This is a genomic window from Fibrella aestuarina BUZ 2 (assembly GCF_000331105.1).
GTDB classification, from domain to species: Bacteria; Bacteroidota; Bacteroidia; order Cytophagales; family Spirosomataceae; genus Fibrella; species Fibrella aestuarina.
In genome coordinates, this window is the sequence record NC_020054.1 from 2,301,131 (window position 1) to 2,319,667 (window position 18,537).

Here is an 18,537-nt window from a genome sequence, read left to right on the forward strand (position 1 = left end):
TGGACACAACACTTGTTTTTATCCAACTTACGCCGGGCGTAGTGGCGTTTTTATGGATACAACCCTATTTAAGTGGAATTAGTTAGTAAGTGGCCCGCCGTTATGGGCGATTCCTGCAATGACCGCGCCGGGTTAAACGTTAACGGTTTTGAGGCAATCGGGTAACGCTGGTAACGCTTTCGCACTGAGCCGGTTTGTCAGGTTAACCTAGCCGTTAGGTAGATAAACTAAGCGAATAGTGCGGAATAGAAACGTTATTCTGGCCGAAATTTGGCGTACTTAGCCGCTGTTCGTCCGACTATATGAAACAACTCTTCGCGCTGCTGTTGCTGCTTTACTCGACAACAGGCTGTGAGCCGTTCAACCTGGAACGCAAAAACTTTGCTGATTGCAAGGCACCCTCGGCCACGGTGGCCACCACGGTCAATCGGCTTCAGGTCAACGCCACGCTGACCAATCCCAACCAGGAGTTTCGTACAATCGAGTGGGATTTTGGCGATGGGCGCAGCCTGCCGCAGGTGGGTACCAAAGCCGCCTATCTCTACGACCGCCCCGGCACCTACACCGTACGCGCCAAACTCACTACCGTGTGCAGCCAGACTACGACCGCGTCGCGTACGGTCAGCGTTACTGAATAAGGCGCTTGCCTGCCCCGAAACCGGCTGGCAACGTACCCACAACTCTATTCCCACGAATTGCTTCTTACTATGCCATCATCCTTACTACACTCGGGCATGTTGCTAGTTGCCGGCTGGCTGATCGCGCTGGGCGCGTCGGCGCAGGGCCGGGTCAGCAATGTTCGCATGCGCGCGCTCAACCAGCAGTCGATCGAGGTGTTGTACGATCTGCGAAACAGCCAGCCCACCGATTCGGTCTATATGCGGCTGCAACGCCGGAACGGCAAACTGATCGTGCCCAGCCGGGCGTATGTCAGCGGCGACACGGGCATGCGCCAGACCGACGGGCGCGACCGGCGCATTGTCTGGAACCTGCGCCGCAACGGCTACACCCTGCGCGAAGAACTGCGGGCGCTGGTGTTTGTGAAGCAACTGGGCCTGCAGGGTAATCCTATAATCGCCGATGTGCCTGAGAAGCGCTCGAAGGAATCACGCCGCCGCGCCGCCGAACCCGATACGGCGTCGGTCGCCACCCGCCCGTATCGCGGCCCCGGCTGGGCGTTGTTGTCGGCACTGGCGCCGGGAATTGGCAATATCTTTGTGCAGACGCCCCGGCCCAAGGTGGGGCTGCGGCCGCTGGTAACGGTAGCCGCCTATGGCCTGCTGATCTACGGCGCCGGGCAACAGGGCGAGGCCGCTCAGGCCTACGAAAACTACACTCTGTCGGGCAGCAACGACGTGGGTGAGCCTTTTTATCAGCAAGCCAACACCGCCCATCAGCGTTACTACATTGCCACACGGGCCGCCGCCGCGATCTGGGTAGCTGATATTGCGCTCACGGTACTGCGAGGGATCAAAAATCAGCGGCCCGACAAGCGTGGTCAGGCGGTGAGCGTCAATCTGTCGTATCAGGCCAACGTACCTGTTGCCGTTGTGCGTTATTCTTTTTAGCCATCATGCGTACGCTATTTTCTATAAGCTGCTTTTTGCTCACCACCGCTGTGGCCGTGGGGCAGAAAGCACCCATTGTTTCGTCGGCCAGCAACTGGGCTGTGCTGGTCATTACACCTGCCGATACCGTTGCGAAAGCCGGTAACGAAGCCGTGGCATCCGGTAAAACGAAAGCCACTAAGGCCACCCGCAGCAAGGCCAAGGCCACCGCACCATCGCCCGCCCCAGCCGTTACCAGTACGTCGCCTGAACCGACAAGGGTTGCTGAGGCACCTGCGCCCGAGAAAGCCCCCGCCGAACGTACCCCGGATCGGCTCCCGCTGCCCAAACCGTCTACGGCCCCCAAAGGCACGTCGCGGTCGTTTCTGGAAACGTTTGCCGACAACCATAATGGCTGGCTGACGGGCCGCCGCAACGGGTTTGAACTCGAATTGGCCGACGATAACAGTTACTACATTCGGAGTCAGCGCCCCGTCGATAACGGGCAGAGTCTGGCGCGCCCCGGCCGCAGCTACATCAAACTCCCCGACAACCTGAACCTCAACCGGGCCGACACCTTCACGGTATCGGTGGAAATGGTGATGCCACCGGGTATTGCGCCCGACGCGGGGCTGCTTATCGGCGTGAAAGACACGAGCAATTACTGTCAGTTTCGGCTGCTCGATAAAAACAAAGTGGCCCTATACACCCGCGTCAACGGCACATCGCAGGCGGGCTACATGGCGGGGAAACCCACGCTGGCCAAAGTACCCATCGATGTCAAACGCAACACGCTGACCATCCGCCGAACGGGCGATCAACTGCACTTCTACATCAACGGTCGCGAGGTGGAAGACAGCCCCCATCCATACCGGCCCTTCAAAGGCAATGGTATCGGATTCATCAGCTACGCCAACGCCGTAAAATTCCAGTACCTGACCGTGCAGTTAGGGAAGTAAGCGTATGCAACGCTTACCATCCAACGACCTATGGCTACTCCCTGATCCGGTCGCCGTTGCGGTCGATGTCGTAGCTGTTACCGTTGATGCTGACGCGTGCCCGCCCGTCGTTGTAGACCTCGATCGCGTCGTAAACGGGGAGGACCATCCAGCGGCCTTTGCGCCACAGGCCCCACTGTCCATCTTTTTTGGCGGGCCGTTCGCCATACTGCCCTACGTCGTTCAGTAATTCGTCGTACGGTTGATCACGGGGCGATGTTGTTGCCCGCGCCGATTCGTTGGACCGGGCATCCGGCGACGCAGGGGGGGTAGTGGAGGTTGTACGGCGTTTTTTCTTCCGACGGCTGATGCCCTCAGTCGGCTGGGTACGTTCCGAACGAGCTACCGTATCGACCTGATCCGTCGTCGTTTGATTGTCATTGGGTGACGATTTGCCGCTTTTAATCAGGAAAATGACAAAGCCAATGAGCCCGCCCGCAATGAGCAGGGCGAAAAGCATGTCGCGCAGGCCCGTGGAAGGCGCTGGCTTGGGGACGGTCGCTACCGGAGGGGGGGGCGTCGGTAAAGGAGTCGTAGGAGCGACCGTCGGTTGAGTGGGTTTGTTTTCCCACCAGACAAGGTGGCGCCAATCGGTCGACGTGAGTTTGTCGCGCAGGGTGGGGCCAGTTGGCTCGGTTTCCGACGCGTAGAAATTGTCGCGCAGGTAGGCCAGTACGGCTTCGGCCAGTTTGGCTTCGTCGTAATCGATGGTGCGAAACAGCGTGCGAATCACCGCGGCCGGGATATGCTCCTTGTAATCGTCTAAGCTGTGGCGCACCTTCTGGCGCATTGCCTCGGCCGCATCAGGCGCCGGGGGAATAGGGGGCGCCGGTGGCGGTATAGGCTGGGCTGGCGCAACGGGCTGAGCCGGTTGCGGCGTTGGCTCGGCATCGGGAAGCTGGGCCAGAATGCGCGGCACCCACTGCTCGGTCACAAACGACCGCGATAGCCCTAATCGCTCGGCTTCGAGGGCAAAGCCGCCAATCTGCACGTCGGACAGCCGTTTTTGGGTGTCGACGGCGATTTTTCGGATGACGGCCTGCAACTCCAGAATCTTGCTGAACTGGGCATTGAGCGGACGGGCCACGTCGTCGACAAGCCGTAAAAAATCGGTGATACCCAATTCGCGTGCTTCGGTGGGCAGTCCGGTCCGGTTCCATTGCCAATCGGCGATGTTGCCTTCGTGTAAAACCAGTTCGTTCTTGATGCGTTCGCGTAATTCGTCCAGCGACATAGGTATAATGGGGCCGTCAAGCGGAGGCAATCGGGTCGCCTGGCCGTTTGGGTACGAAGGTAACGCGCAATCGGGCGTTTTGCCGTGAATCGAAGGCCGCATTGCGCGAGAATGTGCCTATTTGGCTGGAAAACAGCGCTGGGTACAAGTACGGTTAATCGGACCCGCAACGAATAGGTTGTACCTGCGGGAATTCGATTAGTTAGTAGACGGTAGCAGCGATCAGGAACCGATTGCTGGAGGTGATAGTTAACTCGGTTGACGATTTATACGCACTGCATGAAACAACGGCTACTGATTTGGTTGTTGCTTGCCCCACTTTCTTCAGTTGGACAGACTACCGATACCCTTCAACGTACGCCTCAACTCGACGCGTCGGACCTGGCCAAGCGCTGGTTTGGCATTAAACTCGTTCCCGGTAACGATTCGACGTTGTCGAAACCCCAATGGGCGGTGTTGCCCTCGCTCAACTACCAGCCAGCTACCGGCGTGGCCGTCGGCGGCATTCTGACGACCTCCTTTTACCCGGCTCAGACACCACGTACCCGGCTCTCGACGGCCCATTTGTATGCGGGTTATTCGCAATTTAATCAGGTGCTGGTAACGGCTATCAGCAACCTCTGGACGCGCGGTCATCGGTTCAATATTCAGGGCGATTGGCGTTTTTACAATTTCCCGACGACTACCTACGGCTTGGGCAACCAAACCCAGCTGGCCGACGCCAGTGATCTGGATTACAACCACATCCGGTTCTACCAGATGGCCTACCGGGCCATTGCCCGCGATTACATGATCGGGGTCGGCTACCTGCTCGATTACCATTTCGACATACAGAATACCAGCCTCAACGGTCAACTCACGGATTATGATCGCTACGGTCGCCAGGTACGTTCCACCTCGTCGGGGCTGGCCGTGGGGGTGTTGCGTGACCGCCGCGACAACCTGAACAACCCCACCGGCGGCTCTTATTTTCTGGCGCAGTATCGGCACTACGATACGTGGCTGGGGAGCAATGTCGATTACGACGCCATCTGGCTCGACTACCGCCGCTATGTGCCGCTGGGTGGCCGACTGGAAAAGCAACTGGCTTTCTGGGGCTTCAACTGGACGACGTTTGGCAACGGCGTGCCTTACCTCGATCTGCCCAGTACGGGCTGGGACACCTACAACAACAGCGGGCGAGGCTACGCCATGGGGCGTTTCCGGGGGCCGGCTCTGGTTTACGTCGAAGCCGAATACCGAACCGAACTGACGGCCAATGGGCTGCTGGGCGCGGTGTTATTCGCCAATGCCCAGACGGTGCACAACTGGCTTGGCGATCCGCTCAAAACCACGCAGGAAACGGCGGCGCTGCACACGACCAAAATCTGGCCGGGGGTTGGTGGAGGACTTCGGGTGAAGGTCAACAAAAACGCCCGCACCAATCTGGCCATCGACTACGGCTTTGGTGCGGGCGGTTCGCATGGACTCTATTTCAACCTCAACGAGGTGTTTTAGGCTACGAGATTACATTCCAGAGGTGGGCGGGGGCCAGCTTGTTTTTCAGCTTGTGCTCGCCGACGCTCTCGCAGTGGAACGACTCTTTTACTTTTTCATAACAGGCCTGCGTGATCAGGATCTGGCCCGCTGAGGCCGTCGATTGCAGGCGCGAAGCCGTGTTGACGATGTCGCCGATGACGGTGTAATCGAGGCGGCGCAGGGCTACCGAACCAATATTCCCCGAGACAACCTCACCACTGTTGAGGCCAATCGACACTTCGGGCTGGTAGGGTTTGCCCGATAGTTCTTCCTGAATGGCGGCGATGTTTGACCGGATGGCCAGACAGGCTTCGATGGCCCGGTCGGTGTGGAATTCGCCCTGGAAAACGGCCATCACGGCGTCGCCCATAAACTTATCGACGTACCCACCCTGATTCAGGATTTCCTTCACCATCACATCGAAGTACTTGTTGATCAAGGCAACCACGGTCTCGGGCGTTTCGCGCTCGGCGATGGCCGTAAACCCGCAAATGTCGACAAAAACAATGGTGGCGGTGCTGGTTTCACTGGCCGTCAGCGACTGCTCAAACTCCGAGCGAGTCATGAACTTCAGGACGCTCTCATCCACGTACATGCGCAGGATGTTGTTCTCTTTCACGGCCTGTAGCGTCTGCCGCAGGTCGTGAACGTGCCGGATGGTCTTCTGCATCGTCAGTTCGAGGTCTTCGAAGTTGACGGGCTTGCACACGAAATCATAGGCCCCCCGGTTCATGGCTGTCCGGATATTCTCCATGTCGCCGTAGGCCGACACCATCACCGCCTTGAGGATGGGGTTCAGTTCAGCCAGTTTGGTTAACAGGGTGAGCCCATCCATCTCGGGCATGTTAATATCCGACAACACCACGTCGATGTCGGGGTTACGTTGAATCTGGGCTATGGCCTCAAGCCCATTCTGAGCAAACGAAAACTCATATTGTTGTTCGCGTATCTGACGGCGGAACTTCTGCTTGATCAGCAGTTCGAGGTCCGGTTCATCATCAACGACGAGTATTTTAGCTTTCATGCAGGGTGTATGCTTTGCGTAGCTAAAGTTAGGCATAGCCGTTCAAGGTTCAATGGCCGAGGTTCAAAGTTGTCATTCCGCCTGATGAGCGGCGAAAAACAACGTTAGACCTCGGCCATTGAACCTTTAACAACTATACACTTGGGTGTGCTTACAGCCCGTCGACCGTGCGCTTCACGAAGGCTGTAAGGCTGGGGCCGGTGAGGCGGTTCTGGGCCAGCAGCGCCAGGTCATAAAGCTGCTGGGTGAGGGTTGTCTGGGTAGCGCCTTCCGTAGAAAGCAGCTTTTGCGACAGTGGGTGGTTGGCGTTGACCACTACGTTGTACCCACCCGGCAGGCTGCCAAACATGTTGGCCTCGCCCGACAGCGCCGACATGTCTTTCATCCGCCGCATAAACTCAGGCATCGTGATCGACACCGGCAGCTCATCGGTGGGCAGCGATTCAACGCTCACCGTCAGGGATTTATCATTGAGGGTTTGCTCGAACAACTCTTTCAGCCGGGTACGTTCCTCTTCCGACAATACACTCTCGCTGGCCACGCCTGAGTCGATCAGTTTGTCGAGTGTATCGGCGTCGACGCGTTTGAAGGTCGTCTTTTCGAGTTTGTATTCCAGGGCGTTGATGTAGTGCGCGTCGATGATCGTATCCATCAACAGCACGTCGTAGCCCCGCCGCTTTGCCGACTCCACGTAGGCGTCCTGCTGGTTGCGGTCGGTGGTGTACAGGAAAACAACCTGCTCGCTCTTGTCGGTCTGGTTGGCCTGCACGTGTTCGCGGTATTCGTTGAGCGTGAAGTACTTGCCATCGGTGTTTTTCACCAGCGCAAAGTCTTTGGCTTTGTCGTAGAACTTGTCATCGCTCAGCGAACCGTATTTCACGAAAATGGCGATATCGTCATACTTGGCTTCAAAGCCCGCCCGGTCGTTGACAAACAGCTCGTTGAGCTTGTCGGCCACTTTACGGGTGATGTAGCCGTTGATTTTCTTGACGTTGCTATCGGCCTGCAAAAAGCTCCGCGACACGTTGAGCGGAATATCGGGCGAGTCGATTACGCCGTGCAGCATCATCAGGAAATCAGGCACTACATCCTTCACCTCGTCGGTGATAAACACCTGACGGCTGTAGAGCTGAATTTTCTCCCGCTTCATCTGGAACTTGTCGCCGTCGAGTTTGGGGAAATACAGCACGCCCGTCAGGTTGAACGGGTAATCGACGTTGAGGTGAATCCAGAAGAGCGGCTCCGGCGACATGGGGTACAAATCGCGGTAGAACGACTTATAATCGTCGTCGGTCAGGTCGGCGGGCGATTTGGTCCAGATCGGCGTGGTCGTGTTGATCACCTCGCCGTCAAACTCAACCGGGATGGGCAGAAACTTGCCGTATTTTTCCAGGATGCCCTTGAGCCGGTATTTGTCCAGAAACTCTTCCGAGTCCTCGGCGATGTGCAGGATGATGTCGGTGCCCCGGTCGGCGCGCTCGGCTTCGCTCAGTTCATACTCGGTGGAACCGTCGCACACCCAACGCACGGCCTGCGCCCCTGGCTGATACGACTTGGTGATGATCTCGACTTCGCGGGCGACCATAAAGGCCGAGTAGAAGCCCAACCCGAAATGGCCAATGATGTTGGTTTCGCCGGCCGTTGCTTTGTCTTTATACTTCTCGACAAACTCGGTAGCACCCGAGAAGGCAATCTGGTTAATGTATTTCTTGACCTCGTCGGCGGTCATGCCGATACCCCGGTCGCTGATGGTGATGGTTTTAGCGTCTTTGTCGAAAGCTACCGTAATCTTCAGTTCACCAACCTCCTCGTTGTATTCGCCATAACTGGCTAGTTTTTGCAGCTTCTGACTGGCATCGACGGCATTGCTGACCAATTCGCGCAGGAAAATCTCGTGGTCAGAATACAGAAACTTCTTGATGATCGGGAAGATATTCTCCGTGTGAATTGAGATTTGGCCCCGAGTGGATGCTCCTTTTTCGTGTAGGGTTTCCATAGAATGTATGAATCGATTAACAGGCGTACCTCATTGGGATTGACCAAACGTACCTGGCTGGGTACGTAGCAACGCTGCCGATGAGGCCTGACAGATGACGTTTGCCTGCCCCGCACCAAAAGCCGTTCCAGACAGAACAAGGCTGTCAGATTGACAGCCATGAAAAACCCCTCACCAACGGGCGAGGGGCGAACGGAGGATCAGAAAGCTAGGTACGTTACGACTTGTTCAGGAAAGCCTGACGGCACAAATCCTGGTAGGAAAGATTGGTCTGCCGGGCCTCGCGGTACAGCATATTGAAGCGCTCAACGGTTTGCTGAGGCACCTCCACGCCGTACAGGTCGAGCAGGCGGCTCACTTCATTGGCAATGGGCTCGGGCGAATTGCCCATGTTGTCCAGTACATACACACTCACCGTTTTCACGTCGCCTTCGGGGGTTTCGAGGGTGAGCGGTATCTCGGTCGCGCCATTTTGCCAGTTTTTGTCCAGCCGGGCCAGCTTAACCGGCGATAGCACTTCCTGACTGTAGCGGCGTTTGAGCCGTTGATAAGCAGGCGTGTAGTGAAGTTGGAACGCGTAGGTATACCATTTTTCGGCCGATGACCAGTCGGATGAACCACTCAATTGCTCGTGCAGAAAAGCGATGGCGTAATAGAGAAACCCCTGGTCGGCCCGGTTAGTGATCAGGTCCTGTCGCAGCCGCTGAATCGCCAGGACCGGCGTGTGGGCCACGTCGCCCAGGTAATCGGCCAGCGTTTGGGTCATCACCGCGGCCACACTATCGGCCAAATAGGGCTCCAGAAACGGCTCGATCCGCCGGTTGAATGTTTGGGTAAGCTTGGCTGTCCCAACAGCCGACTGCGCAAACTGCACAGCCGAGGCCGAGAGTTCTGGGCTCAGTAACGGACTCGCCATCAAAGACGCCGTAAGCGGAGCGGCCGCTGCCAGCTGACTTTGGCGGGGTGCTGCTACGTCGGCGACAACGGGCTCGATCGGGCGGTCGAGCGGAATAAGGCTATACAAGTCCACCGTTGTGCCGTATACTTCGTTCAACCGACGGCTTTCGGCGGCGTAGGGTTTTGTTTTGTCGGCCGGATACGCGTCAACAAATACGGTAGCCGTCTGGTAATTGCCATTGGCCAGCTTAAACTCGATGGTGTGGCTCCGGCGGCCGGCGTTCCGATTTTGCTGAATCCGGTGAATTTCTTCTTTTCCATTGACGCCGGGGACAGCGCCGCGCCCGTAGAGTTGAATCAGCTTGACCGCGGCGATATGGTTGTGCATCTGCTCCGCGTAGGCATACCATTTTTGTGCTTCGGTGAGATTGGCCGGGGTGCCTAACCCTTTTTCATGGATGTAGCCCAAGGCGAAGTAAGCGAAGGAGCCAGTTTCTTTCCGAAGACTCTCGGTATAATCCTGAATGGCGGCTTTGTAGAGCTTGCTGCTGATAAACGGATCGTGCTCAACCGCCTGCTCATAGGCCTCGACCATCGGCTGCGTTTGCTTGGCAGCCCGGTGCAGTTCACTAACAAAGAGGTAGCCTTCCATCTGATCGGGCTGCATTGTCAGGGCCTTCTGATAGGCGGCGAGGCTTTCCTCAAAACGGCTCTGCATCTGCAAGGCATAGCCAAGCAGCACATAATGCTGTGGGGTTGCTTTGGACGAAGCGATCAACTCGTTTACCTGTTTTTCGAGCTGCCGGTAGGGCATTACCGCCCGAAGCACGGATATGGTATGGCTCGGCTGAAACAGCCCTTCGGCCAGCAGGTCGAGACTTTTCAGGTAAGCGCGCAGAGCCTGATCGGTGAGGCCCTGTCCCCAACGGGCATTTCCCAACAGCGTCCAGTAGCAGGCCGATTTCGGCGCTAGTGCCAGTGCCGCCGAGGCTTCGCGGTGCGCGTCGTCGTACCGTTTGGTCTGGCAGTAAATAGCCGACAGCATCGCGCGCACGTCGGGCTGCGTGCTATCGGTAGCTGCCAAGGCTTGAAACGAAACGGCCGCACTATCCAGTTGTCGTAAACTGTATTGCTTATAGGCCTTGGTCGTAAGATTCTGCCCTACAAGTACTTGCGCCTGAGTTGCTATCAACAAGAAGCAAAAGCTGAAAACGCGCATAAAGAATTCGTTAGCGTAGAGGCTCAAATTTCAAGTACTGAATACGTGTATTTACTTAAGTATATACCGTACCTAGTTTTGTTAAAATCAAGTTACATGTACGCTAGTTTATTAGCAAATTTTAGACCAGTTTCTTTGTGAACGGAAATGAAACGGGATTATTCGCTAAAGGGTTAATAGACAAACTATTACGGCGATATGGGTCGAGACTTTTTACGTACTGATATGAACATAAATCAGGTTGTATTAGGTGGCTACAAAATCGAATTTAGTAGCTACTTATTTACTCATGTATAGGATCGGTAAATGAATTTACAGAGTCGCTCCTTTTCTAAGTAATGACCTGACATATGTTGTGGTTGGCGACGAAGGACTGAGCTAGTGGCCGGTTCAACTACTTCGCTCGACCTATACCCGGCCAATGCTTACTTTATAGACTGCCTTTATTGGCGTGGTCACACAAAAAATAGGTAAGCGGTTGCCCTGGGTTGCGCCTAAACGCGGCTGATAACGCCTCGTGCGAACATGAACGAAGCCGGGTACGTTGATAGGATATGACGACACAGCCGTACACCGATATCGCACTGGGCGATCTGGAAACCTTCCGTCAGCAGCCGGGTGCGCTGGTGGTAGATGTGCGCGATGAGTGGGAGTTTGAGGAGTTTAACCTCGGCGGCATCAATATACCGCTGGCCGATATACGTACCCGGCGGGCCGAGCTAACTCCCTATGACCCACTGATCGTGCTCTGTACCAACGGGGTACGGAGCCGGGTAGCCGCCAAAGACCTCTTACGCCACCCCGACTTCAGCCACAAGATGATTTACCACGTGGCCGGTGGTCTGGTCGACGCCGAATAGCTGTAGCCAGGGTATAAGACGAGTGGGTCGACTCAGTAAGCCTAGGTCACGATCACGAACCCCGATTTTGCGGCTTCTTTCTCGACGGGGGGAACGTAGATCTGCATCAATTCATGCACGTTGATACGAATCATCTGCGAAATCTGATTGAGGGGCAGGTTGTTTCGTTCTATACCAAACGGATCCTGAATCTCTTCACCGATAATTTCCAGTCCAACCATGACATACGAAACCGCCATCACGGCCGGGATGGTGAGGTAACCATACTCGTCGACGATGGTGAAGGGCATGATGCCGATGTAGAAGAGGATAAAGAGCTTGATGAAAAAGCTGTAGGAGAACGGGATAGGGGTGCTACGAATGCGCTCGCAGATACCGGCTACATCAAGAAAGACAATGATCAGGTTGTTTAAATTGATAAGCTGGGGATCAGTCAGCAGGCCCTCGCGGTACAACGTCTCGGTCCGCTGCCGCATCTGCGCGACAATCCCGTTGGGTACGTGGTCGTAGAGGTTCAGCGTGCTTAGCTGGCCCTGGCTACTCTCTTCCAATTCGCCCGCATTGCTGGGCCGATCGTTGCGCAGGTGATTTTTCAGGGCAAAGGCGAAATTGGCAATCGCTTTGGTGAAAAACAGGCGGTCGTTGTGGCGTTGCGCCGGCAGCAGGGCACTCATGTAAGCCGCTAGGTTGCGGCTGTTGTTGACGAGCGTCCCCCAGGTACGTCGGCCCTCGTAGAAACGATCGTAGGCCGTGTTGGTGCGGAACAGGATCAGCAAGCTGAGCAGAATGCCCATCGTCGACAAGAACTCACTGGGCGTATCTTTCAGGCGGAGGTCAACGAAGCGAATCTCAACGATGGTGATCATGGTGACGTAGGCAAATACCCAAGCCAATCGCTTCATCAATGAACGGGCAGTAGTGCCGGTGTGGAAGTGCCATATGGCCCGGAACCAGTCGTCTTTCTGGTAAATAATCATACTAACGGTTGAGCAGCGGGCGTGAAAATACCCTATACGCCTAACTGCTCAACGGACTAAACTGTTAGCTCGCCCGTGAAGACTCGTTGGGCCGGCCCGATCAAATAGATGTCGGTAAAACGCCCGTCTGGCTGCGGACTGAACGACACCTGCAAGGCGCCGCCCACCACCCGGATGGCCACCGGGCTTGGCAGGCCGTGGTGCCGATAGGCGGCCAGTGCCGCCGCCGTTACGCCCGTGCCACACGAATAGGTTTCATCTTCCACGCCCCGCTCATAGGTACGTACCGACAGGCTTCGGCCGCCATCGGCCAGTTGCGTAAAATTGACGTTGGTACCACCCGGTGCAAAGGCCGCGCTGTACCGAATGGCCCGCCCCTCGGCTACTACATCGTATTCGTCGACGTCATCGATAAATTGAACCACGTGGGGCGACCCCGTATTCAGAAACGTGTGGCCGGGCTGAACGTCCATGCCGGCTACGTCGCTCATGTGCAGGTGAACCAGCTCGTTGCGGACCTCGGCGGTGTGCTCGCCATCGACGGCCAGAAAGCGGGTTGTGCGCTCAAAGAGGCCCAAATCATGTGCAAACCGCACGATGCAACGACCGCCATTGCCACACATGCTGCCTTCGGCACCATCCGCATTGAAATACACCATCCGGAAGTCATAGTCGGGGTGGTTTTGCAGCAGGATGAGCCCATCGGCGCCAATGCCAAACCGCCGATGGCACAGGTGAGCAATCAACGCCTGATCATGAGCCGGAAAGGTCTGCGCCCGATCGTCGATCAGCACAAAATCGTTGCCGGTTCCCTGGTATTTGTAGAAAGTCATGAGTGAGAGTATCGTTTGGGTGGAGTTTTGGGTTTTTAGTTTGATGTTCGCGGCCAGTTCAGGTTGAGATCGGCTCTCCGGTTAACGTTAAACTGGCAACGCCGAGCGGAACACGTCAAACTGAAAACGAAAAAAGGCCACTCGTGTGGAGTAGCCTTCTTATTGGTATGGGGAAGCGCAGTGCTTATGCGGCTACGGCTTTCTTTACGATGCGCTCCTTAACACGAGCAGCTTTACCCTGACGACCACGGAGGTAGAACAGGCGGGCACGGCGTACTTTACCGAGGCGCACGACTTCGATTTTATCGACGTTCGGCGACAGCACAGGGAAGATACGCTCAACACCAACACCGTTTGAAATTTTGCGAACCGTGAAGGTTTCGCCGTTGGTGTTCGGGTTGCGGCGCTGGATAACAGTACCCGTGAAAACCTGGATACGCTCTTTGTTACCTTCGCGGATTTTTACGTGAACATTTACCGTATCACCGGCGCGGAACACGGGAAGATCGGCCCGCCGTTGGGCGTTGTCGGCTTCCACTAATTTTATCAGATCACTCATGACCGTATTGTATATCGTCAGTAGATTTTTCAGAATCGAGGCGCAAAGATAGTATTTTATTCCTTGATAGAAAATAGTTTTGCCGAATACAGCCTTGCATTGCAGCCAGTTGCCGTAGCTTTCTGCCTTATTATGAAGATTTTGGACGTTGAGCAGATTCGCCAACTTGATAAATATACCATTGCCAATGAACCGATAGCCCCGATTCAGCTCATGGAGCGGGCCTCGCAAGCCTTCGTCGACTGGTTCAGGATGCGCTTCGATGCGCTGACGCCCGTGAAGATTTTTTGTGGGCTGGGCAACAACGGCGGCGACGGTCTGGCGATTGCGCGGTTACTCATTCAAGCCAATTACATTGTTGAAGTGTTTGTGGTGCGCCACGCGCCCCGCGAGTCCGACGACTTTGCCCACAACCACCGGCGGCTGAAGCTGCTGATCAACCCCCACTACATTGAAAAGCCGGGCGACATGCCCACGCTGCGCCAGAAAGACGTAGTGATCGATGCGATCCTGGGGTCGGGAATCTCGCGGCCGGTCGAGGGGATTGTCAAAGTAGTCGTCGAAGCGATCAACCGGGCACCAGCACAGGTCGTAGCGGTTGATATTGCCAGCGGGCTGTATGCCAACCAGCCCAACCAACCCGGTGAGGTGGCCGTTCAGCCCGACTATACGGTGACGTTTGAACTGCCTAAACTGGCGCTGCTGCTGCCCGGCAATGCCCGGTGGGTAGGCGAGTGGCACATGGTGGATATTGGCCTGCATCAGCGCTTTATCGATCAGGCACCCACGCCTTTTTACTACACGACCGACGACGAGGCACGCCTGCTGCTCCGGCGGCGCGACAAGTTTTCGCATAAAGGCACGTTTGGTCATGCGTTGCTGCTGGTCGGCAGCTACGGCAAAATGGGCGCGGCGGTGCTGGCGGCGCGCGCCTGCCTGCGGTCGGGTGTGGGCCTGCTGACTGTGCAGGTGCCGCACTGTGGCTATGAGGTACTGCAAACGGCCGTGCCGGAGGCCATGTGCCGCCCCGATGTGAACGAGCGCGTGCTGACAGGCCCGAGTGAAGTCGACGGACCGGCGCTGGCCGATTACTCGGCACTTGGGCTGGGGCCGGGCATTGGCAAAGCCCCTGAGACGGTGCGGTTTCTGCGCGAAGTGATGACCGCTTTTAACCGCCCGATGGTGATTGATGCCGACGCGCTGAACCTGATTGCCGAGCACCGCGACCTGATGGGGTTGCTGCCCGAAAACAGTATTCTGACGCCTCACCCAAAGGAATTTGAGCGACTGACGCAGCGGTGGCAGAACGATTACGACAAACTCGAATTGCTGCGTGATTTTGCTCAGCGTAAGCAGGTGATCGTGGTGCTGAAAGGAGCATACACGGCCGTGGCCTTACCGAATGGCGAAGTGCATTTCAACTCAACCGGCAACCCCGGCATGAGCACGGGCGGCACCGGCGATGTGCTGACGGGTGTGCTAACGGCCCTGCTTGCGCAAGGCTATGACCCTATCGAGGCAGCGGTGTTGGGTGTGTTTGCGCATGGGCAGGCGGGCGATGTAGCCGCCCGTGAACGCGGGCAGATTGGCCTTACGGCCTCCGATGTGGTTGATGGATTGCGGTGGGACTAGTGTGGCAACGCTTCCCGATAGCTGTAGATAAAATTCTACAGTGGTAACCCTGTTGACTATTAACTGGATAGCCCGTACGCTAAACTTTTACGTACCCAAAAACGCCGCTCAATCAACCACGTAATTGTACGCGGCCTCCTTCCGTACTTCTGCGCTATAGGCCTTTTTCTGTGGGCATCATCTTTGTTGACTGCTTAGCAAGCTCAACTAAACGCAACCACGACCATGGCAAACTACACACAACGAGAATGGCGTATGGGCCAATCGGCTCCCAAAGCACGTACTGATTTGGGGCAGACAGCTACCCTGGGTGGTATCACGCTGGCGCTCTTTGCCTACATCGTTTACCATTTCATCTATCCGCTGGTTGCGAAAGGACTTCTCTTTTAGCGAAAACTTGCTGAAAACATAACAAGGCCTGGTTCTGTCTGAACCGGGCTTTTTGTTTTATCGAAGCAACAGGTACGTTGCCCAGGCCGATACGTAAGCCAGCACGCTCATGTAGCCTAGCTGCACGAGGGGCCATGTCCAGCCTTTAGTTTCGCGGTAGGTGGTGGCGATGGTGCTCATGCACATCATAGCGAAGACGTAGAAAACCAGCAGCGACCACGCTACGGCGGGCGTATACATGGGCCCACCTGTATCGGCGTTCCGTTCGGCTTTTAGGCGCTGCCGAATGGTGGTGTCATCGCCGGTATCGCCAGCACCCAGGCTGTAGATTGTCGACATGGTGCCAACAAACACCTCACGGGCGGCAAACGAAGCCAGCAAGGCCACGCCGATTTTCCAGTCGTAGCCCAGCGGTTTGATAGCTGGTTCGATGAAGTGCCCGAAATGACCCGCATACGAAGCTTCCAGTCGTTGAGCGGCAACGGCGTTGGCAACCTGCTCCTCGGGCTGGCCTTGTTGTTGCTGACGAATCCGGGCTTCGGCGTCGTCCATACTGTTGCCAGGGCCGTAGCTCGCCAGCACCCACAGGATAATCGAAATGGCCAGGATAACCCGACCTGCTTCAAACACAAACGACCGTACGCTTTCCCAGACCGTCAGCCCGACGTGATTCCAGCGTGGGGCTTTGAAGGTGGGCAGTTCCATCACAAACAGGCTGCGTTCCTTTGTTTTCAGCACGAGTTTAAAGACCCAGGCCGCCGCCAGTGCCGATAATAGCCCCAGCAGATATAGACTCATCAGGGCCAGCCCCTGTAGGTTGAACAAGCCCAACACCCGTCTGTCGGGCACGACGAGCGCGATCAGGATGGTGTAAATGGGTAGACGTGCCGAGCAACTCATGAGCGGCGTAACCAGAATAGTAATGAGCCGATCGCGGCGGGAACCGATGGCGCGCGTGGCCATGATGGCCGGTACGGCGCAGGCAACGCCCGAAATGAGCGGCACGACCGACCGGCCGTTCAGCCCGAATTTCCGCATGATGCGGTCCATCAGAACCATGACCCGCGACATATAGCCCGATTCTTCGAGCAGCGAGACGAGCAGGAACAGAAAAGCGATTTGCGGGATAAACACCAGAATGCCCCCGATGCCCGCCAATACGCCATCCGTCAGCAGATCGGTGAGCGGGCCCGCCGGCAGGCTGTCTTTGAGGGTGCCATTCAGCCAGGCAACGCCTTCGTCGATGGCATCCATGAATGGCGTGGCCCAGGCAAAAATGACCTGGAAAATCAGCAGTAAAATAAACCCGAAAATGGCGTAGCCCCAGATGGGATGCAGCAAAACCCGGTCGAGCCGTTGGCTCCAGGTGGGTTGATTCGCCGGGCGGCTATCGGTGACGGCATCGGTGATGATGCCCGCGATGAGTTCGTAGCGGCGGATGGTTTCACGAACCTGAAAAGCCGGTTCGCTGAATTCGTATTTGCTGATGAGGCGGTCGAGCCCTTCGCGTTGCTGTTTGGTTAGGAACGTAAACCCATCGTGCTGGATAATGTATTGCAGCGCGAGGTAATTGTTGCTCAGGTTGTACTGCTGCTTGGTCTCAGCGATGAGGCCGGGCCGCGCTTGGCTGGGCCACGTTTGGTCGGCCTTTGTTGGATCTACCTGCGTTTGGCCGGGGCCTGCCTGGTTGGGTAGGTCCGTGTCAGTGTCCAGCAGGTTAGGTGCTGCTTGAATCAGGTCGGGGCGGGTCAGGCTTTCCAGCGTGGAACCCGGCATAACTGGATCAGGTACGTTGCTGGTAATGCCTTCGGCCAATACGGGGTCGGTTTCGGGGTCGAAGAAGAGCGATTCGGCAATGACCGGCTCATCAAGCTGCTGCAAAATGGCTTTACGAAGCAACTCGAGGCCTTCACCCGTCCGGGCGTTGATCCGCACAACGGGGATGCCCAGTCGCATGGACAACCGTACCGCGTTGACCTCCTGCTGTTGCTGACGGGCTACGTCGAGCATGTTCAGAGCCAACACCGTAGGCACGCGCAGGTCCATGATCTGCGTGAAGAGCAATAAATTTCGGCGTAGGTTAGACGCGTCAAGCACAACGACCGCCACATCCGGATAGTCGGGGTGGGTGGGATTCGCCAGAATGTCGGTGACAATCTGCTCGTCGAGCGACTTGGGGTAGATGGAATAAACGCCGGGTAAGTCAACGACGGTGGCGTCGAGCTGGGGCGTCAACGACATGACGCCCGACTTTTTGTCCATCGTTACACCGGGGAAATTCCCGGTTTTCTGACGGAGGCCCGTGAGCTGATTAAAAAGAGACGATTTTCCGGCGTTGGGATTACCTACTAACGCCAGGACGGGCGACGTTTTCAAAGGAACAAACGACCCCGAAGGGCCGCACTACTCAACAACAATGGTGGCGGCTTCGGCCCGGCGCATCGACAGGCAGTAGCCCGACACGTTCAGGCAAATGGGGTCGCCGAGGGGGGCCTTGCAATGCAGGCAAACCTCTTCACCCGGTAAACAGCCCATTTCGAGCAGTTTAATCGACGCCCACTGATCGCTAAACGATTTGATCCGGGCGCGTTCGCCGGGTTTCAGATCTGCTACCGTTCGATTACTCATGGTGTCGTTTATTTAGACTTCGTTTAAACTAACGCAAGTTTACAGCGGAAAGTTTTTCTTTCCAAAAGGTGATTGGCTCTTATTTGTCAGCCGCTGTTCTGATCGCCGTCAGCGCAAGGCAGGAAAGGAGGATACAAGCCCGTTGGGTACCGGATTCTGCTGGTTCAGGCGGGACAACGGACGTTTCGGGTAGTTTGTGTTACATTCGATTAACGAAATCACGAA

General features: G+C 56.2%; 16 protein-coding genes. 7 read left to right on the forward strand and 9 right to left on the reverse strand.

Annotated features, from left to right (window positions below; genetic code table 11):
- Positions 1–302 precede the first annotated feature (302 nt).
- The 3 genes from FAES_RS09455 to FAES_RS28930 all read left to right on the forward strand — a co-directional run bounded on the left by FAES_RS09455 (position 303) and on the right by FAES_RS28930 (position 2,506).
- Positions 303–638: a PKD domain-containing protein gene (locus tag FAES_RS09455; protein ID WP_015330975.1), complete on the forward strand. Its 336-nt coding sequence runs from the start codon at positions 303–305 to the stop codon at positions 636–638.
- 69 nt (positions 639–707) lie between these two features.
- On the forward strand, positions 708–1,568 hold the full coding sequence (locus FAES_RS09460) for a hypothetical protein (RefSeq protein WP_015330976.1): 861 nt from the start codon (positions 708–710) through the stop codon (positions 1,566–1,568).
- 5 nt (positions 1,569–1,573) lie between these two features.
- Entirely contained in the window at positions 1,574–2,506 is a 933-nt protein-coding gene (locus FAES_RS28930) for a LamG-like jellyroll fold domain-containing protein (protein ID WP_015330977.1), read from the forward strand.
- A 34-nt stretch (positions 2,507–2,540) separates the two neighbouring features.
- Here FAES_RS28930 and FAES_RS09470 read toward each other — a convergent pair whose 3' ends face one another.
- A complete protein-coding gene (locus tag FAES_RS09470) occupies positions 2,541–3,779 on the reverse strand; it encodes a WG repeat-containing protein (RefSeq protein ID WP_041257713.1) in 1,239 nt (412 codons plus the stop codon).
- Positions 3,780–4,058: 279 nt separating this feature from the next.
- Between FAES_RS09470 and FAES_RS09475 the strand changes: the two genes are divergently transcribed.
- Positions 4,059–5,276, forward strand: coding sequence for a BamA/TamA family outer membrane protein (locus tag FAES_RS09475; RefSeq protein WP_015330979.1), 1,218 nt, complete (start codon positions 4,059–4,061; stop codon positions 5,274–5,276).
- A gap of 1 nt (position 5,277) precedes the next feature.
- On the opposite strand, the gene FAES_RS09480 is transcribed toward FAES_RS09475, so the two are convergent.
- From FAES_RS09480 to FAES_RS09490, 3 genes are all read right to left on the reverse strand, one after another.
- The gene (locus tag FAES_RS09480) at positions 5,278–6,321 is read right to left on the reverse strand and encodes an adenylate/guanylate cyclase domain-containing protein (protein WP_041257715.1); all 1,044 of its coding nucleotides are present in this window, start codon (positions 6,319–6,321) and stop codon (positions 5,278–5,280) included.
- 151 nt (positions 6,322–6,472) lie between these two features.
- Positions 6,473–8,317, reverse strand: coding sequence for a molecular chaperone HtpG (htpG, locus tag FAES_RS09485; RefSeq protein ID WP_015330981.1), 1,845 nt, complete (start codon positions 8,315–8,317; stop codon positions 6,473–6,475).
- Positions 8,318–8,534: 217 nt separating this feature from the next.
- Entirely contained in the window at positions 8,535–10,433 is a 1,899-nt protein-coding gene (locus FAES_RS09490; RefSeq protein ID WP_015330982.1) for a tetratricopeptide repeat protein, read from the reverse strand.
- 554 nt (positions 10,434–10,987) lie between these two features.
- Here FAES_RS09490 and FAES_RS09495 point away from each other — a divergent pair.
- Positions 10,988–11,293, forward strand: coding sequence for a rhodanese-like domain-containing protein (locus FAES_RS09495; protein WP_015330983.1), 306 nt, complete (start codon positions 10,988–10,990; stop codon positions 11,291–11,293).
- Positions 11,294–11,334: 41 nt separating this feature from the next.
- On the opposite strand, the gene FAES_RS09500 is transcribed toward FAES_RS09495, so the two are convergent.
- The 3 genes from FAES_RS09500 to rplS all read right to left on the reverse strand — a co-directional run bounded on the left by FAES_RS09500 (position 11,335) and on the right by rplS (position 13,662).
- Complete coding sequence (locus tag FAES_RS09500; protein WP_015330984.1) at positions 11,335–12,270, reverse strand: bestrophin family protein; 936 nt, start codon at positions 12,268–12,270, stop codon at positions 11,335–11,337.
- A 56-nt stretch (positions 12,271–12,326) separates the two neighbouring features.
- Positions 12,327–13,103, reverse strand: coding sequence for a diaminopimelate epimerase (gene dapF, locus FAES_RS09505; RefSeq protein WP_015330985.1), 777 nt, complete (start codon positions 13,101–13,103; stop codon positions 12,327–12,329).
- A 184-nt stretch (positions 13,104–13,287) separates the two neighbouring features.
- On the reverse strand, positions 13,288–13,662 hold the full coding sequence (rplS, locus tag FAES_RS09510) for a 50S ribosomal protein L19 (protein ID WP_015330986.1): 375 nt from the start codon (positions 13,660–13,662) through the stop codon (positions 13,288–13,290).
- A gap of 132 nt (positions 13,663–13,794) precedes the next feature.
- Here rplS and FAES_RS09515 point away from each other — a divergent pair, with 132 nt between their 5' ends.
- Both FAES_RS09515 and FAES_RS30480 read left to right on the forward strand, forming a co-directional pair.
- On the forward strand, positions 13,795–15,294 hold the full coding sequence (locus FAES_RS09515) for a bifunctional ADP-dependent NAD(P)H-hydrate dehydratase/NAD(P)H-hydrate epimerase (protein ID WP_015330987.1): 1,500 nt from the start codon (positions 13,795–13,797) through the stop codon (positions 15,292–15,294).
- 225 nt (positions 15,295–15,519) lie between these two features.
- Positions 15,520–15,684, forward strand: a complete 165-nt coding sequence (locus FAES_RS30480; RefSeq protein ID WP_015330988.1) for a hypothetical protein — start codon at positions 15,520–15,522, stop codon at positions 15,682–15,684.
- A gap of 57 nt (positions 15,685–15,741) precedes the next feature.
- On the opposite strand, the gene feoB is transcribed toward FAES_RS30480, so the two are convergent.
- Both feoB and FAES_RS09525 read right to left on the reverse strand, forming a co-directional pair.
- Positions 15,742–18,060, reverse strand: a complete 2,319-nt coding sequence (gene feoB / locus FAES_RS09520; protein ID WP_015330989.1) for a ferrous iron transport protein B — start codon at positions 18,058–18,060, stop codon at positions 15,742–15,744.
- Positions 18,061–18,087: 27 nt separating this feature from the next.
- Complete coding sequence (locus FAES_RS09525) at positions 18,088–18,312, reverse strand: FeoA family protein (RefSeq protein WP_015330990.1); 225 nt, start codon at positions 18,310–18,312, stop codon at positions 18,088–18,090.
- Between the last annotated feature and the right edge of the window lie 225 nt (positions 18,313–18,537).